The organism is Methanosarcina baikalica (assembly GCF_031461075.1).
In the GTDB taxonomy this organism is placed as follows: Archaea; Halobacteriota; Methanosarcinia; order Methanosarcinales; family Methanosarcinaceae; genus Methanosarcina; species Methanosarcina baikalica.
Genome location: NZ_JAVKPK010000033.1, coordinates 24,290 through 39,444, shown reverse-complemented (window position 1 = coordinate 39,444; position 15,155 = coordinate 24,290). Strand labels below are relative to the sequence as shown.

Below are 15,155 nucleotides of genomic sequence, written 5' to 3'. Positions count from 1 at the left end.
TGAAGCCTTTTTTAGATGTTGGGAGAATCATGGTTTACTGCCAGCTGAATAGACATGTTTTAATCTGTTCCGAATGCCCCCCTCACACCCGGCAGCATGATATAGATGAGAATAAGAGCGTTCATGATAACTGAAAAGTTTACATCATACCATGAGCCTCCGGTAACCAGCACCACAAAATCCACGCACAGATTGAATATCGTAATAACAGCCAGAAACATCCAGGCCTGCTTGTCCACCTGCCAGAGCATCTGAGCCAGCCATACCCATATATAGGCAAGCAGACCGTACAATAGTGCATACCATAGGTTGAAAATACGGATTCCAATAGGCCCCAGAAAAGGTAATAATCCGAGAAATCGAAGCATTACAATAGCGTTTAAAAACGCCAGAACTACAGCTACAAAGGTCAGAATAGTAATACCAATAGGTCTTTCCATACTCAAATCTCCTGTTATGTTATTAATATGAGAAGATGCTGAAAGCCTTACAATATCGTCTTATCAGACTACTTCGTTTCAAGCTAGAGTTTCAAATTTCTCCGAAAGAGTTTATCCTGCAGTAATCCGGCATCATGTTCGAATTTTCAGGCCTACAATGACTGCCCCAATTCCCCCGATAACAAGGAAAAAACCGAATATCCACGGTAGAATAAGGACTCCTGCCAGAGAGTTAGTTAGGAGGAGCAGACCTAGGATTATTGTAAGGGCGCCAATTATTCCCGTCCCCGATCCTCCTCCTTTAAGCGCCACGGCAATTTTCAAGACTCCATTGATAATAGCCCATATGCCTATGAAAATAACGAAGAATGTAAGAATTATCAAAGGACTGTAGAGTGGGTACATCAGTATAAGAGCTCCTGCGATAATGCTCATGATACCCGAAAGCAGTTTCCATAACCTATTCCCCGAGAATATCAGCGCCCCTATAACAGAAAGAATTCCTTCTGCTAGCCAGAAAATACCCAGAATCTGTAAGAGAAAGATAGTGGTTACTGCAGGCCTGTATAATAGGAATAAGCCTATAAGGATAGCAATAATCCCTTCCAGGAGAACCACCCACCAGGGTACTTGCAGTATTTCATACACCATCTCGTTATCAGAATCAATTGATTGTTCCATATAGTCCATCTCCCCAAAGTTTTAATTTTTCGACCGGACTTCCCGCGACCAGAACGTAGATGTGAGCACAGCTAAAGAGGCATCAATTATCTGAGTACGGGATTTCATATTTCCGGATGATTTATTTACACTCAGGAATAGCCAGAGTCAGCCAGAGTCAAAGAGAATATAGCCCTCACCCTCCACAAAGAAGAGCTATCTCTTTTTCCCGGATCAATTTATTGATGGAATTCACTAATCTTTACAATATACCCTCAATAAACCCCACAGAACTTTATTGTGAAAGGTATTAACCTAGTGCATCCTTTCCATCATGAAAACACCGGCATGACGCAGGCTAAAATAAACTATTTACTTATCACTTCAGCATCATTAAGATCCGATATTATTAAGATACTAATTCCAGTATCAATATGCATCCCTTTCCATATTCGACCAAAGGCGAAGCAATGGTACATACACTTATATACAAATCATAATATATAAGTTAACTTATTATTATTTCTCTAAAAATGCTATTTAGTCAGGAATAAATTTTCGATGCAATACACAAAGAAACAGATAAAAGAGAAAACAGGTAAACAAGGAAACAGGTAAACAAGGAAACTGTTTAAATAGAATCCCATATTCCAGAGGATCAGTGATGAATCCGACAAAGCACAGGGATATTCCCCTTTATATTTACCATGCAGGGCAGTGTGACCCGAAAAAGTGCACGGGAAGGAAAATGGCTCGCTTTGACCTTGCCCGCCTGTACGATAGAGTTTCGAGACTGCCCAGATCAGCGATTCTGCTGGACCCGATGGCAGAAAAAGCCCTTTCTCCTGCCGATGATTCCGGAAAAGGGATTATAGTACTCGACTGTTCCTGGGAAGAAGTTGAAAGGATTTTTCCTGAACTTGGGAAGCTGAACCTTGAACACAGGGCTCTCCCTTACCTGCTTGCAGGCAATCCGGTGAACTTTGGAAAGCCCTTCAAACTCAACTCTGTAGAAGCCTTTGCCGCAGCCCTTTACATTTTCGGATGCAAAGAGCAGGCTGAAAAAATCCTGTCGAAGTTCAACTGGGGGCACAGTTTCCTCGAACTCAATAAAGAACCGCTTGAAGAGTATGCAACCGCAAAAAACAGCACTGAGGTCGTGGAAATCCAGAGTCACTATATCTAAATATCTGACTACATCTAAAGGCTTTCAAGCCCGGAATCACTGGAAAGAGGAAGCTCTGAGATCAAAAGCCTGAAATATATAAAACGGTATCGGTATAATGAAAAGCAGTGGTCAAAACAGTGGTCAAAAATAGATCGGAGTTATCGGAGCCGGATCTTGCAGCAGCGAAATCAAAGCTCTTGAAGAAATGGTAGGGACAGAAGTAGCAAAAAAGGAGCTAACCCTTGGAATTTTGCCCGGAACGCTCAAAGAATAGGCAAATCCCTGGATATATATCACAGTCTCAGTGAGAATGACAATTCCATGTAGCAGTCCTTTATAGGACGGTTATGTTAAAAGCTCAGGACTTTGCATATGCATGTCCAGACTCAAAGACACTCAGGCTTTCCTGTCCTTCCACTGCACAACCTGCTTTTATTACTTACGATCTTATCTAACCTCGCTCAGGTTAACAATACATTTCCTAAATTCATTCTCTTGTTTCCATTCTGACAATCGAATAACACATGTACTATAATTATAATGATATGTATATAATATACATGAGTGAGATATACGGCATCAGTAAATCATAAGGAACATAATCAGGTAGTACTAAGTGGAAACATAAAAAACGTGTACTGTTTTGAATGGATAGTTGGTATGCCATCCTGAAGTATAATCAGAGTGCATATTTGATCTGTTTTAATCCATAAAAATCTCGGTTAATGTATTTCGGACTTATGCAGTTTAACCTTATTATGAAAATTTTACACTTGAAATCAACTCCCAAAGTAAATTGCAAAAACTCAATTAGAATCAATGGTAAACCTCTATGGCAAAACAGAAATAGAATCAGAATCCACAAACCAAAAGCTATTATATAAATAACCACAAACCTTAACTATTATTTTTATCGGATCTTAATTTCTTAACAATCATATTTTTGCTCAATTTGAAAGGTGTAACCATGCCTCATATAATGGAATTAGTCGGAAAAACCAGAGTCGTCATAAAGGATGGAAAAGTTATCGAAGTCGGAGAGCCCGAAGTCAAATGGTGTCCTATCTTTGCCAAGGTGCGCGGAATCAATAAGATAACCCCGGAAGAAGTTAAGAAGAACATGGAGTTCAGAATAAAAGACTTCGGGATGTTCACAGACAAACGTCGTCTGGAACTCGAGGACTTTGTAGGGTTCGGAGCGTCGGAAGTTATGATGACAGGGCTGAGCAGAGGTTTACTTGACACAACCGTAACTGCCTGTGAAGGCGCAGGAACTGTCATTGCCAATAACCCTACTCTTGTCCAGGGTATGGGTGGCAGGATGTCAGGTCTTGTCGAAACCGAGCCCATCGACGGCATCATAAATGGGATCACTGAGCGCGGCGGAATAGTGCTTGACCCCTCGACTGCGAAAATGGACCCTGTTGCAGGAGTGAGAAAGGCAGCCGAGCTAGGCTACAAAAAGATTGCAGTAACCGTTGCTTTCGCCGAAACTGCTAAAAAATGCAGGGAACTTGAAGCCGAACTCGGGCTTGACCTGATAATAATCGGTGTGCACGTTACAGGTTTAAGCATGGAAAATGCCCAGACTCTTCTGGAAAACGCTGACATCACAACCAGCTGCGCTTCAAAGTGCATGAGGGATCTTGTAAAGCCTCTTGCCCAGGTTGGAACAGCTGTGCCTCTTTTCGCCCTTACCCAGAAAGGAAAGGAACTTGTGATTGAAAGGGCAAAGGATATCACAAGCCCAATTCTGATCAATACCATGCCCCTGCCAGTGCTGCCTGAAGGAAAACAGCCCAGGGAACTAAAATAAAAATAGCTTTGAAACGGCTTTAAGAACCGTTATTTTTTCCTTTTTTCCTTTTATGGTAATGGACGTGACTTATTGAAAACCGCAAGCATAAGAATCTCTCTACATTTTCCTAAAATACGGCAGATGTATTTGTTTTTTAGGAATTAATCAATAACTCACGGATAAGACCTTTTTTTGTTCATTTCTCTCTTTTCTCTTCTCTCTTTTTGTTCATTTCTCTCTTCTTTCTTCTCTCTTTTTCCTTTTCCTTTTCTCTTTTTGTTCATTTCTCTCTTTTCTCTTTTCTTTTCTCTCTTTTCTCGTTTCTTTTTTTTGAATATTTTTACAGATGAGCTGGGGATGGATACTTTAGGGAAAACTGCAGATTATTACGCGAGATTATCTACATTCAGCTTACTTTTAATTTTTATAGAGAGTGTTAATATGCCTCACATAATGGAACTATTGGGTAAAACAAGGGTAGTTATAAAAGACGGTAAAGTTGTGGAAGTAGAAGAGCCTGAAGTTGAATGGTGTCCTCTTTTTGCCAAGCTAAGGGGAATCCAGGATATCACTTCCGAAGAAGTAAAAAAGAATATGGAATCCCGAATAAACGATTTAGGGATGTTTACCGAAAAACGCCAGCTTCTGGAACTTGACACCTACGTGGCTTTCGGCGCCTCAGAAATCATGATGTCAGGCTTACGCAGCGGTTTTCTTGAGACAACTGTAACTGCCTGCGACGGTGCAGGAACTGTTATTGCAAGTAATCCTGCTCTTGTTCAGGGTATCGGAGGCAGGATGTCAGGCCTTATCGAAACCGAGCCCATCGAAAGCACCATCAACGGCATTCAGGAACTCGGGGGAACCGTACTCGATCCTTCAACCGCTGCCATTGACCCTGCCGGCGGGGTCAGGAGAGCCGCAGAACTTGGCTACAAAAAGATTGCAGTAACTGTAGCTGATTCAAAGACCGCAAAAAACCTGAGAAAACTCGAAACCGAACTCGGGCTTGACCTGATAGTAATTGCAGTACATGTCACAGGCGTCAGCAAGGAAGAAGCTCAGGGACTTCTGGAAAACTCGGACATAGTAATCAGCTGTGCCTCCAAATATATCAGGGAACTTGCAAAACCCCTTGTACAGGTGGCGGCTGCGATCCCGCTTTTTGCCCTCACACAGAAAGGAAAAGAACTTGTAATTGAAAGGGCAAAGGATATAAAAAGTCCTATCTTAATCAATACCATGAATTTGCCTGTGGTGCCTGAGCACAAGCAGCCGAGGGAATTGAAGTAAAGCAGCAGTTTATCTTTTCATATTTTAAATATAAGTTGTCAAATTTTTGATAGACGCAATAAAATCAAAGTTGTGTTAATTGAACACAAATAAAGATATTAGAAGAGTAAATCCCTGTAGATCCAATTCCTCTTTCTGGCCTACAAAGAAACGAAAAGAACTTACGAGTGAAGAGCAAAAGAGATTGAAAATTCGATTTTGATTAATGTGGTAGAGCTGCCGGTACTGCCTGAGCACAGGTAGCCTGGATGTCAGATTTAGGAGCAGTAGCTTATCTGTTTTTCGTTTCGGATATGCTTATTATTCTTTTTTAGAATTAATGATATCTACAGACTTTTAAAATTTTATTTCACTCCTTATTTTTCGGATGTAGTTAAAGTGACAAGCTACTGCTGAGAGGACTGGTTTTATGTCGATTACTTTTCTTTTTTTGCTGGCCTGGATGGTTTTACATCCCTCTTTGCAGACTTATCTGCCGGAGCCTTAGCCTGCGGTTTTCCACAAGCAGTCCCGGCTTTAGGACTGTAGCCAATTGTAGAGTTTTTTGCCATATATAAGCACCTCTATCTTAATATTTTATATAAGCACCCAATCATACTGTATTAAACTTATATATTAGTTCCCAACCCAAATATCCACCTATCCAAAAAACTCTTATGGAATCGACTTATTAATTTCTACTTCAACTATAGTTCTTGACGCAACCTATTACACATATTATTTCCATATTCTCTTACGTATATCTTAACAGATACCTTTATACATTCTACTGCGTCTTTTATATTCACTTTCTTACTGACAATAACCGATAAATGTCAATGTAGCACCTAAAAGAGCTAAGAAAGGAATAGCGCAAAAAAGGGTTTAAAAATGGAAGAAAGTACAACAAGCCGAAGGGCTTAAAACTGAAGGGAGAGCAAAAAGAACTAGATTTGAAGAAGAATTAAAAAGAGCTGAAGGAAAATTCAAGAGAATTAAAGGAAAATTCAAGAGAATTAAAGGAAAATTCAAGAAAATTAAAGAGAAATAAGGCGCTTCCTGCTTAGATTCGGGTGAAAATATGGAAAAATACGATTACAGTGAACTTGGGCTGAAAGCCGGACTTGAAATTCACCAGCAGCTTGATTCGAAGGAGAAGCTGTTCTGCAGGTGTCCGACTCTGATCAGGGATATAGGGGATTCGGACTTCGAGTTTTTCAGGTATCTCAGGGCTACGGAAAGTGAGATGGGAGAAAAGGACAGGGCTGCGGTGGAACAGACCAAAATCAGGAGGAAGTACATCTACAAGGCTTATGATACTACTTGCCTTATAGAAAACGATGAGGAGCCTCCGAGAGAACTCAATAAGGAAGCCCTGGATATTTCCCTTGGGGTTGCAAAGCTCTTCCGCATGAAACCTGTAGACCAGATGCATGTTATGAGGAAGATCGTAGTTGACGGGTCGAACACAAGTGGCTTTCAGAGGACTGCTCTTCTCGCAAGCGACGGGTATATTGAAACCTCTGAAGGGCGCTGCGGGATTGACAGCCTTTGCGTGGAAGAGGAAGCTGCCCAGAAAATCGAGGAGATCGGAGATTCAATCGTTTATTCCCTGGACAGGCTGGGAATCCCGCTTGTGGAAATTGCAACTGCGCCGGATATCAAATCCCCTCGCCACGCAAGAGAGGTTGCAGAGCAAATGGGGATGATCCTCAGATCTACAGGGAAAGTAAAGAGAGGGCTTGGCACGATCAGGCAGGATGTCAACATCTCGATTGCAGAAGGCGCAAGAGTAGAAATAAAAGGCGTGCAGGCTCTTGACCTCATCGAAGATATTGTCCACAGGGAAGTTGAAAGGCAGCTGAACCTTCTTTTCATCAGGCAGGAACTTCTGGAAAGAAAAGCTTTTGTCTGCGAGGAGATATACGACATAACAGGGCTTTTCATCGACACAAAATCCAAAGTCCTGCAAAAAGGCGTGAAAAAAGGAGCAATCCTTGCTGCCCTCCTCAGAAAATTTGGAGGGCTTATAGGTAAAGAAGTCCAGCCGGGAAGAAGGTTAGGGACTGAATTTTCAGACCGGGCAAAGACTTCTGGTGTCGGAGGGATTTTTCACACTGACGAGCTTCCTAATTACGGGATAACCGAAAAGGAAGTTCAGACTGTCAGAGATGCAATAGGCGCATGCCCGGGGGATGCCGTAATAATGGTCGCAGACGAGCCCGAAAAAGCCAGGCTCGCAATCGAAGCAGTTATCACAAGGGCAAAAGAGACCCTTGAAGGGATCCCTGAAGAGACCCGAAAAACCCTTCCTGATGGAAACACTGCCTATATGCGCCCCCTTCCGGGTGCTGCGAGGATGTACCCTGAAACCGATGTTCCTCAGATAGAAATCTCGCAGAAATACTTCGATTCGATTGAGACTCCCGAACTCCTGACAGACCGGGCAAAGCGCTTTGCCTCCGAAAGTGGCCTGAATAAAGAGCTTGCAGAAAAGATAGCTTATTCCAGGCATCTTCCCCTATTTGAAAATCTTACCGAGACCTACAGGAAAGATGCAAACGTAAACTCGACCTTGATTTCCAGAACTCTTGTGGGAATCGTTCCGGAAATCCGGAGAAACGGGGTCGAAACGGATAACCTTACGGATGAACATTTCAAAGGGCTTTTTGCAGCCATTTCAAACCAGGAAATCGCAAAGGAAGCAATTCAGGACCTTTTGACTGCCCTTGCGAAGGAACCTGAACTAACAGCCCAGGAAGCGATATCAAAGCTCGGGCTCAGTACCTTTGACCCCGAAGAAGTCGAAAATTTTATCAAAAAAATGGTAAGGGAAAAAGGAGACTTCATCAAGGAAAAAGGCCCGGCAGCCCTCGGTCCTCTTATGGGCATTGTCATGAAAGAATACAGGGGCACTGTTGATGGGAAAATCCTTAGCCAGATGCTTAAAAAAGAACTGGACAGCTTCATCACTCAGGGTTAATTCCCTGCTTTATTTTAATCGAATACCCGCAGCTTGCTGCGGGAGTGTATTCGACTGGAATCAATCTTCTACTTCAAGGGCTTGAATTACATCATGGACTGCAAGTTCTCCTTTAGCCACACGTTGTACAAGCGGATAAATAAACGAACAATCATCGATTGCTGCCCAGCGTTCTTCTCCTATAACTCTGACAACTTCATTCAGTATGTCGCCACAAGTTTTGCAATATCTGCCTTCACTCTCTGCTTCACAAGATTCGCATTTCATTGAAAAGACCCCATGACTTTAAGGAAAATACTCGTTTTTCAGATTTGATCAAATACTTACCCCCACTACAAAATAAAAACCTACTTACTTACAGGTATCTAGAAGACCTTTCTTTTTACCTCCCCTTATTTCAGAAGGGTGTATGGCTTCGACTTTAGTTTCTTCCTTGCTTAGTTCTGCTTTATTTTCTTCAGACATTGTTTTATTTTCTTCAGGCATAGATTCAACTCCTTATTTTGTTCCAAAACAATAATGTGTTACCTAAATTGTTTAGTTACAAGTTCTTAGTTATTCTCCAGCGCCAAAAGCTGCTTTAAGCTTGAGTTCATCTTCGTTGGAAAGGGATGTTCTTAAGATTGTTGCGTTGAATTTTTTAAGTCTGTCGAGTGCCTTATCTTCAGTCCACTTTGAGATCAACAAAAAAATAGCAGAACCACCCGGTTTAATGGTTTCACCTACTTCTTTGATGAAGTCATCATCAATTCCATAATCAGACAGTTTACCTGTAATTGCCCCTGTGATAGCACCAATTGCCAGTCCCAACCAAGGCATCCAGAATAAAAAACCTATCAACATACCCCAAAATGCACCGCCAAATGCACCCGCACCCACAAGGTCTGTAGCTTGTTTCACCTTTATTTTACCGTCAGGTTTACGAATTACAACAGCCGCATCAGCAAGAACCATTAGTTCTTCCTTTTTTAGCTTATGGATAGTTTCATCCATCTCAGATGCGCCAGTCTCACTCGGAAACGCAAAAACAATTAACTCACTCATATTCTAAATCTCCTTATGCAAAAGTATGATGTTGAATTTCAAAAAAGACACTACTTTTACACGATGAACTCTGCAGTTACCTGCACTATAATCTCGAGTAATCCCTTATAACCCATCAGCAGGACTTTTATGCCGGTGGATTATAATATTTTACATTCCCCTCTACTATAACCATAATCTCAAGTAATCCCTTATAGCCCACCAGCAGGACGTTTATGCCGATGAGTTATAATCTCACATTCCCTTCATGCCATACAAGATATAACAGTACATGAACATATAAATAATCACGGATTTTTAAATTTCTTTTCAATGTAAAATATCTAAAAAAATAATATGTTTTTAAGGGCTATTGAATCTCATTTACCAGATTAGATGTGGTTTTAGTGCTTTTCTCCAAAACAAGGGATGAATCTGAGAAGAAATTCGGAAATCAAGGAAACCTTAGTTCTCAATCAAATTTTACTCCATGGCAACAAATTTTTGCTACAAACTTCTATCTTACGAAGGATAAGGCATTTAGGAATAGTTAAAAAAAGAACTTCAATTTTTCACTTGAGGAATAGCTCTATAGTTCCATTTCCCAATCATCAAAGACAATTTTCATGTTTTGCTGAAGTTCCCACTTACTTTTCTTGCCGTAGCATACACTTTGTCCTTGATAGTCGAAAACATTCGCAGTCCTTCGGATGTGGAAGTCTTATCAACAATGTCTTTAACCACATCAATACTGCTGAAAACAATACCTTTGCATGCACTCGTAAGATGACAGAATAACTTCTGACCTATTGGATTGTATTTCGACGTATATGGTGGATATGAGCAGGTCTAATTTCAATCCCAATTTCATTACTAACTTTCGTAGGTCTTCCATGAGACGATTACTATATCTGCTCTCTCTTGCGAGCGCCATAAATAGTGCCCTTCCAATTCCCCTTCTTCCATCTGTTACAGTGGCTGCCCGAACTTCCAGTCTCATAGAAGTCCTAATATTAATCATCGAGTAAGTCGCGTCAAGAACTATAGTTCTTCCAACGAGGGCGAGCCTTTCAATACCATTCAGCTTCTGCAGCTGTCAGTTTTTTCAACCTTTTATTCAAGGTACTGGCGATCAATGTAGCAGTACTTCCAGTCCTCACCCGGCTGGAAAGATTGAATTACCGGATGCCCGGTCTCTTTAAAGTGCTTTGTTGCATGCTTGTTTTTTGACTGATCACAGCAGCCCACGTGCCCGCAGGCCAGACAAATTCTCAGGTGAACCCATGTGTCCCCGCTTTTCAGGCATTCCTCGCACCCCTTTGAAACCGGTTCCACATCTGTTATTTTTATCATATCTCTGTGTGTGCAAACCATAATTTTTCCCCTTTACACTTCAATATTTGAGTCATGTGACTGTAACCTTGCTAAATCTCCACCTTGCAATGAGAAACATTATTACCGCAAAAGCCAGCAAGGCCAGGAAGGAAACCAGAATTTCTCCCTGAGTATAAATATAGTGAATCCCGATTGACGAAAAATCACTCCCTATTGCAAAATACCTGATCCCGCTGACAAGATGCGTGAGTGGATTGACTGTGGACAAAGCCCGGAGCACAGGAGGAAAGGAGTTCGAAGGGTAGAGTGCGTTGCTCGTGAAAAAGAAAGGCATTGTAAGCAGGGTTATTACTGCCTGCATCCCTTCCGGGCTTTCCATGGTAATTGCTATTGCAGCTGAAAGGAAAAGAAACCCGAGAGAGAACGCCCCTATAAAAAGCATAATCCCGAGCAGTGAGATCAGAATCCGTGCAGGGGTATAGCCCTCAAAGAACTGGACTCCCAGCAGAAGTCCTAAACCCATAATAACAGCTGCCTGGATAAAAGACTTGGTCATGCCTGAAAGCCCGATCCCTACAATTATATGGATTCTTGGCAGAGGGCTTGAAAGGGTCTCTCGCATAAGTCCCCAGTTTTTGTCAAAAAGCAGCACTGTTCCCCCAAAAAGGCTCGTAAAAAGCGTTGTCATTGCAATGACACCTGCACATATGAAGGTAAGGTAGCCAACAGCTTTTATACCTGGAATCGGCGGCAGGGTTGAAGTCAGTCTATCAAAATTGTTTGACATTGCAATTCCGAAAAAAGCCAGCCAGAGGGCAGGCTGGATAAGTGAGGCAAAAAGAAGACTCCGGAACCGGACAAACCTTAACATGTCCCGCCAGTAGATAGTAAGAAAACCCGTGTGCATCTCTTAACGCCTCCCTGCCCTCAAGGATACCACCGAACTCTTTTCTGTCCCACTGTCCCTCAGCTCCTTTCCTGTGTAATGAACAAAAACATCGTCCATTGATGGTTTTTTGAGGTTTACGGCCCTAATTGTGATCCCCTCGCTTCGAAGTTTATCCATCATCTCAGGCAGCAGGTAGGTACCGTCCACGTTGACCATAACGACTATCCCTTTTGATTTTTCCCTGATTCCTTTTACACTTTTAAGGCTCTTCAGCAGCTCAGACGCTGCCCGGTTGTCGCTGGTTTCCAGGTATATGATGTCCTCGCCAAGCGCGTTTTTTAACTCCAATGATTTGCCTGTGACAATGATCTTTCCATGATCGACGATGCTTATATTGTCGCTGAACTGGTCGGCTTCGTCCATATAATGGGTTGTCAGGAAAATGGTTGTACCCTGCTGGTTTATATCCTTCACATAATCCCAGATCCTTATCCTTGTCTGAGGGTCAAGCCCGATTGTAGGCTCGTCCATGAAAAGCACTTTCGGTCGGGTCATGAGCCCCCGCGCGATCTCGAGCCTGCGCTTCATTCCGCCACTGAGATGCCTTGTCAGAGTATCTCTTTTTCCTTCGAGCTCAACAAGGTCAAGCAGCTCGTCAATCCGCTTCTGCCTTGCAGCTTTTGGCATGGAATAGAGCCTTCCGTGATATTCCAGAATCTCCCTTACAGTCATGTCCCTGTCAAGGGTCAGTTCCTGAAAAACAATCCCTATGGACTCCCTGACCATTTCAGGCTCTTTTTTCAAATCGTAGCCTGCAATCTTTACGCTCCCCTTCTGTATGGGCAGGAGAGTAGTGAGAATGTTGATTACAGTACTCTTCCCAGCTCCGTTTGGTCCGAGAAAAGAGAAGATCTCTCCTTTCCTGACTGTAAAACTGATATTATCGACTGCTTTTACCTCGCCGAAAAAATATTCAAGGTCATTTACCTCTATGATATCGTCTTCCAGAGTGAGTACCCCATCTACCTTTTCCCATAAGGAAATTGAACCTTCAAGATAAATAAGTATTTTTGCTGCCGGGGTACTCTTCTCTTATTTTTCTGAATAAACAGGAATCTGCAGTTCTGCAGCATTATTTTTTAAAAAATTCAGGCAGGGATGGTCGAGAATTATTCTTTCTCTGGTCTTCTCATGGGTGCTTCAGTTGGGAAATCCCAGACCAGATAATAAGATCGATTAATACCGTATTCCGGAATGCTCTTTTCTGTGAGAATGAGTTGTTGATCAAATTGGAAAAACGGACACACTACCCTCTTTGTGATGAATTTACAGATCACCCTTTTGCTCACGGTTTTTCGGTCACTGAACCCTATGAACCGGAATTGAAAAGATAAAAAAGAAAAAAAGAAGCAAAAGTAGTGAAAAGGCATCTACAGCTTCTTTCTTGACTCTAGCGTCGCTTCTGTTATTTTCTCTTTACTTCGGCGGGATTAACACTTTATCTATTTGATGAATTACTCCATTGTCGGTCAGGATGTCTGCTTTTGTTATGTTTGCACCCCCAACCTGTATGCCTTCAACCGTCTCATTGACAGGAAGGTTTTCTCCTTCAAGTGTCTGGATGCTTGTCAGATTTACTATATCTTTTTCCATCAGCAGTTTATCAGAAACATGGTAAGTTAAGACTTTTTTTAGTTCCTGAGTATTGTTCCTGAGTGCAGGAACCGTACCTTCCGGAAGTTCGGCAAAAGCTTTATTAGTTGGAGCAAAAACAGTATAAGGCCCACCTTCAGCTAAAGTCTTCTCAAGCCCTGCAGCATTGATAAGGTCAACAAGGATTGTGAAGTTCTTGTCAGCTAATGTTTCCATAATGTTTCTGTCACTCTTCTCTACAACATTTACAAGTTCTTGAGGAACTTCGTCAGCTTCTTTTGTTATATTCTTGCTTTCATTTTCTACTTTTTTAGTTTCATTTTCCGGCGCTTTTTGAGAACAGCCGGAAGCGAATAGCATTATTGAGATCAGCATCAATGTAATAAGCACAGCACCACAAAGTTTTATTTTCCTGATAATCTCATCCCCCTTTCATTCATAAAACATAAATGTGAAAATATGTCCCCTATGAATAATATATATTGGTGTTTATATAAGTTATCTTCTACATACTGCAACTTCGCCTCAAGACCTTCTCAAAAAATCGCTTCATTGAATGAAAGGAAGCCCCCGAGTGCAGCGCCAAATAAAACCACGTATACTGGTGGCGCGTCAGTCCTCAAAGATTTAACGATTCTGAAGCGGAAAGCACAGAAAGATTGTGCGCTTCCTTTTTTAGTGTTTTCCGCGCTTTCAGTGGTTCTTAATCTTTGAGAACCTAAACTGAGGGTGCTATCCTTTGAAAGTGATGTATTTCTTCAAGTCCGATTTCAGAATCCTTTCAATTTCGCTCCAACCGTTGTCCCTGGTTTCGGTAAACATGTACCCGAAGAAGCCATATTTCTCATGGTCTACTGTTCTGAGTTCCATAGGCTTTTCAAAGTCCGAAAGCAGTTTTTCGTAATCAAAAGCCTTAACTTCCTTCAAATTCAGGTCTGCCGGCCTGTTCAGCAGAACAAGGCAGAAGCTCTTTCCTTCCTTGCCTGCAAAAATCTTTTTCCAGTCCGGCTCAAGCTGTTCCAGGAAATATCTGTAAGTGTTAATCCCATATGCAAAATATGCAATATCGGTTGTGCACCAGCCGGCAAAGCGCATCGGGTTCAGTTCTATCGGCTGGATTCTCCTGTCCTCCCCTATCCGCAGTTCAATATGAAGGGGAAAATTCCTGAGCTCTACGAGCTTTCCGATTTCCTTTAAAAGATCCTCTACGGCTTCCCTGTGTGTTTCTATAACAGTTTTCGAAGTAAAATACACCCTATCACTGACATCGTTTTCCGAAGAAAAGATGTGCTTGAAAATATTGAGGACCACCGGCTTTCCCTGATTATTGAAATAAGCATCAACCGCAAACTCTTCCCCTTCGATATTTCCCTCAATAATGAACTTCCCCACATCCAGGACCTGCACAGGATAAAGCTCTCTGATCTCCTCAACTTCAGCCTTTATGCTCTTCAGGACCGAATCCCATTCCTTGTTGGTGGAAACCTTATGCACGCCAAGACTGAAAAACCCCACAGCAGGTTTTATGATAAACGGCTTTTCTATTTCCTCAACCCGAATTTCATCCAGCTTTTCAAATTCAACACCCTGGAAATAGAATTCCGGATAAATTCTTTCCAGCAGCTCTCTGAACTTAATCTTGTTCTTAAAAAGCTCTATTTTCTCAGGCAAACCTGTAAAGCCCAGATTTTCCGAAATCCAGCCAATTGAATTTTCGGAATTGGAATAAAGAAGACATTCATCCTTTTCTTTTATTAATTCGATAAACCCGGCTTCCTCAAGAAGCCTCAGCCCTTTTTCTGTCTTCAGTCCGGCTGCCATTTCATTTTTCAAAACAGGAATCTGCAACTCTGCAGCAGTATCTTTTAAAAATTCGGAGACGTAGGGATGGTCGAGGATTATCATTTTTCTAACCTTTTTTATGGTCGTTCAGC

Annotated in this window: 16 protein-coding genes and 1 pseudogene; 5 read left to right on the top strand and 12 right to left on the bottom strand. The window is 41.9% G+C overall.

The window, feature by feature from the left end; translation table 11 throughout:
- Positions 1-59 precede the first annotated feature (59 nt).
- Positions 60-440 carry a hypothetical protein gene (locus tag RG963_RS09470; RefSeq protein WP_310576021.1) on the bottom strand — a complete coding sequence of 127 codons (381 nt, stop codon included), beginning with the start codon at positions 438-440 and terminating at the stop codon, positions 60-62.
- A 132-nt stretch (positions 441-572) separates the two neighbouring features.
- A complete protein-coding gene (locus tag RG963_RS09465) occupies positions 573-1,121 on the bottom strand; it encodes an HdeD family acid-resistance protein (protein WP_310576020.1) in 549 nt (182 codons plus the stop codon).
- Between the two features lie 643 nt (positions 1,122-1,764).
- Here RG963_RS09465 and RG963_RS09460 point away from each other — a divergent pair.
- The 3 genes from RG963_RS09460 (at position 1,765) to RG963_RS09450 (ending at position 5,359) form a co-directional block, all read left to right on the top strand.
- Positions 1,765-2,286: a DUF367 family protein gene (locus RG963_RS09460; RefSeq protein ID WP_310576019.1), complete on the top strand. Its 522-nt coding sequence runs from the start codon at positions 1,765-1,767 to the stop codon at positions 2,284-2,286.
- 949 nt (positions 2,287-3,235) lie between these two features.
- Positions 3,236-4,084 (top strand): methanogenesis marker 8 protein, encoded by an 849-nt coding sequence (locus RG963_RS09455; protein WP_310576018.1) that lies wholly within the window; start codon positions 3,236-3,238, stop codon positions 4,082-4,084.
- Between the two features lie 423 nt (positions 4,085-4,507).
- Positions 4,508-5,359 (top strand): methanogenesis marker 8 protein, encoded by an 852-nt coding sequence (locus RG963_RS09450; protein WP_310576017.1) that lies wholly within the window; start codon positions 4,508-4,510, stop codon positions 5,357-5,359.
- 416 nt (positions 5,360-5,775) lie between these two features.
- Here the strand turns inward: RG963_RS09450 and RG963_RS09445 are convergent, their stop codons facing one another.
- Positions 5,776-5,910 carry a hypothetical protein gene (locus RG963_RS09445; protein ID WP_310576016.1) on the bottom strand — a complete coding sequence of 45 codons (135 nt, stop codon included), beginning with the start codon at positions 5,908-5,910 and terminating at the stop codon, positions 5,776-5,778.
- A gap of 509 nt (positions 5,911-6,419) precedes the next feature.
- Between RG963_RS09445 and gatE the strand changes: the two genes are divergently transcribed.
- Positions 6,420-8,321, top strand: coding sequence for a Glu-tRNA(Gln) amidotransferase subunit GatE (gene gatE / locus RG963_RS09440; protein WP_310576015.1), 1,902 nt, complete (start codon positions 6,420-6,422; stop codon positions 8,319-8,321).
- A gap of 60 nt (positions 8,322-8,381) precedes the next feature.
- Here gatE and RG963_RS09435 read toward each other — a convergent pair whose 3' ends face one another.
- From RG963_RS09435 to RG963_RS09405, 7 genes and pseudogenes are all read right to left on the bottom strand, one after another.
- Positions 8,382-8,588 (bottom strand): hypothetical protein, encoded by a 207-nt coding sequence (locus RG963_RS09435; protein ID WP_310576014.1) that lies wholly within the window; start codon positions 8,586-8,588, stop codon positions 8,382-8,384.
- Positions 8,589-8,672: 84 nt separating this feature from the next.
- Complete coding sequence (locus RG963_RS09430) at positions 8,673-8,807, bottom strand: hypothetical protein (RefSeq protein ID WP_310576013.1); 135 nt, start codon at positions 8,805-8,807, stop codon at positions 8,673-8,675.
- A gap of 69 nt (positions 8,808-8,876) precedes the next feature.
- Positions 8,877-9,365, bottom strand: a complete 489-nt coding sequence (locus RG963_RS09425; RefSeq protein WP_310576012.1) for a DUF1269 domain-containing protein — start codon at positions 9,363-9,365, stop codon at positions 8,877-8,879.
- 603 nt (positions 9,366-9,968) lie between these two features.
- Positions 9,969-10,178 (bottom strand): annotated as a pseudogene (locus RG963_RS09420) (ISAzo13-like element transposase-related protein); the annotation flags it as partial.
- A gap of 279 nt (positions 10,179-10,457) precedes the next feature.
- The gene (locus tag RG963_RS09415; protein ID WP_310576011.1) at positions 10,458-10,718 is read right to left on the bottom strand and encodes a UBP-type zinc finger domain-containing protein; all 261 of its coding nucleotides are present in this window, start codon (positions 10,716-10,718) and stop codon (positions 10,458-10,460) included.
- Positions 10,719-10,749: 31 nt separating this feature from the next.
- Positions 10,750-11,586, bottom strand: coding sequence for an ABC transporter permease (locus tag RG963_RS09410; RefSeq protein ID WP_310576010.1), 837 nt, complete (start codon positions 11,584-11,586; stop codon positions 10,750-10,752).
- Positions 11,587-11,589: 3 nt separating this feature from the next.
- A complete protein-coding gene (locus tag RG963_RS09405) occupies positions 11,590-12,507 on the bottom strand; it encodes an ATP-binding cassette domain-containing protein (RefSeq protein WP_310576022.1) in 918 nt (305 codons plus the stop codon).
- On the opposite strand from RG963_RS09405, the gene RG963_RS09400 reads away from it, so the two are divergent.
- Positions 12,428-12,628: a hypothetical protein gene (locus RG963_RS09400; protein ID WP_310576009.1), complete on the top strand. Its 201-nt coding sequence runs from the start codon at positions 12,428-12,430 to the stop codon at positions 12,626-12,628. The genes RG963_RS09405 and RG963_RS09400 overlap by 80 nt on opposite strands.
- Before the next feature lie 416 nt (positions 12,629-13,044).
- Here RG963_RS09400 and RG963_RS09395 read toward each other — a convergent pair whose 3' ends face one another.
- Both RG963_RS09395 and RG963_RS09390 read right to left on the bottom strand, forming a co-directional pair.
- Positions 13,045-13,596: a fasciclin domain-containing protein gene (locus RG963_RS09395; protein ID WP_310576008.1), complete on the bottom strand. Its 552-nt coding sequence runs from the start codon at positions 13,594-13,596 to the stop codon at positions 13,045-13,047.
- Between the two features lie 357 nt (positions 13,597-13,953).
- Positions 13,954-15,126 (bottom strand): ATP-grasp domain-containing protein, encoded by a 1,173-nt coding sequence (locus tag RG963_RS09390; protein ID WP_310576007.1) that lies wholly within the window; start codon positions 15,124-15,126, stop codon positions 13,954-13,956.
- Positions 15,127-15,155: the final 29 nt, after the last annotated feature.

Bases quoted from the DNA above. Each gene is read 5' to 3' on its own strand.
- RG963_RS09435 (WP_310576014.1), bottom strand. From the start codon at position 8,588: ATGAAATGCGAATCTTGTGAAGCAGAGAGTGAAGGCAGATATTGCAAA.
- RG963_RS09455 (WP_310576018.1), top strand. From the start codon at position 3,236: ATGCCTCATATAATGGAATTAGTCGGAAAAACCAGAGTCGTCATAAAG.
- gatE (WP_310576015.1), top strand. From the start codon at position 6,420: ATGGAAAAATACGATTACAGTGAACTTGGGCTGAAAGCCGGACTTGAA.
- RG963_RS09430 (WP_310576013.1), bottom strand. From the start codon at position 8,807: ATGCCTGAAGAAAATAAAACAATGTCTGAAGAAAATAAAGCAGAACTA.
- RG963_RS09425 (WP_310576012.1), bottom strand. From the start codon at position 9,365: ATGAGTGAGTTAATTGTTTTTGCGTTTCCGAGTGAGACTGGCGCATCT.
- RG963_RS09390 (WP_310576007.1), bottom strand. From the start codon at position 15,126: ATGATAATCCTCGACCATCCCTACGTCTCCGAATTTTTAAAAGATACT.
- RG963_RS09445 (WP_310576016.1), bottom strand. From the start codon at position 5,910: ATGGCAAAAAACTCTACAATTGGCTACAGTCCTAAAGCCGGGACTGCT.
- RG963_RS09410 (WP_310576010.1), bottom strand. From the start codon at position 11,586: ATGCACACGGGTTTTCTTACTATCTACTGGCGGGACATGTTAAGGTTT.
- RG963_RS09400 (WP_310576009.1), top strand. From the start codon at position 12,428: ATGTTGATTACAGTACTCTTCCCAGCTCCGTTTGGTCCGAGAAAAGAG.
- RG963_RS09460 (WP_310576019.1), top strand. From the start codon at position 1,765: ATGAATCCGACAAAGCACAGGGATATTCCCCTTTATATTTACCATGCA.
- RG963_RS09450 (WP_310576017.1), top strand. From the start codon at position 4,508: ATGCCTCACATAATGGAACTATTGGGTAAAACAAGGGTAGTTATAAAA.
- RG963_RS09415 (WP_310576011.1), bottom strand. From the start codon at position 10,718: ATGGTTTGCACACACAGAGATATGATAAAAATAACAGATGTGGAACCG.
- RG963_RS09395 (WP_310576008.1), bottom strand. From the start codon at position 13,596: ATGCTGATCTCAATAATGCTATTCGCTTCCGGCTGTTCTCAAAAAGCG.
- RG963_RS09470 (WP_310576021.1), bottom strand. From the start codon at position 440: ATGGAAAGACCTATTGGTATTACTATTCTGACCTTTGTAGCTGTAGTT.
- RG963_RS09465 (WP_310576020.1), bottom strand. From the start codon at position 1,121: ATGGAACAATCAATTGATTCTGATAACGAGATGGTGTATGAAATACTG.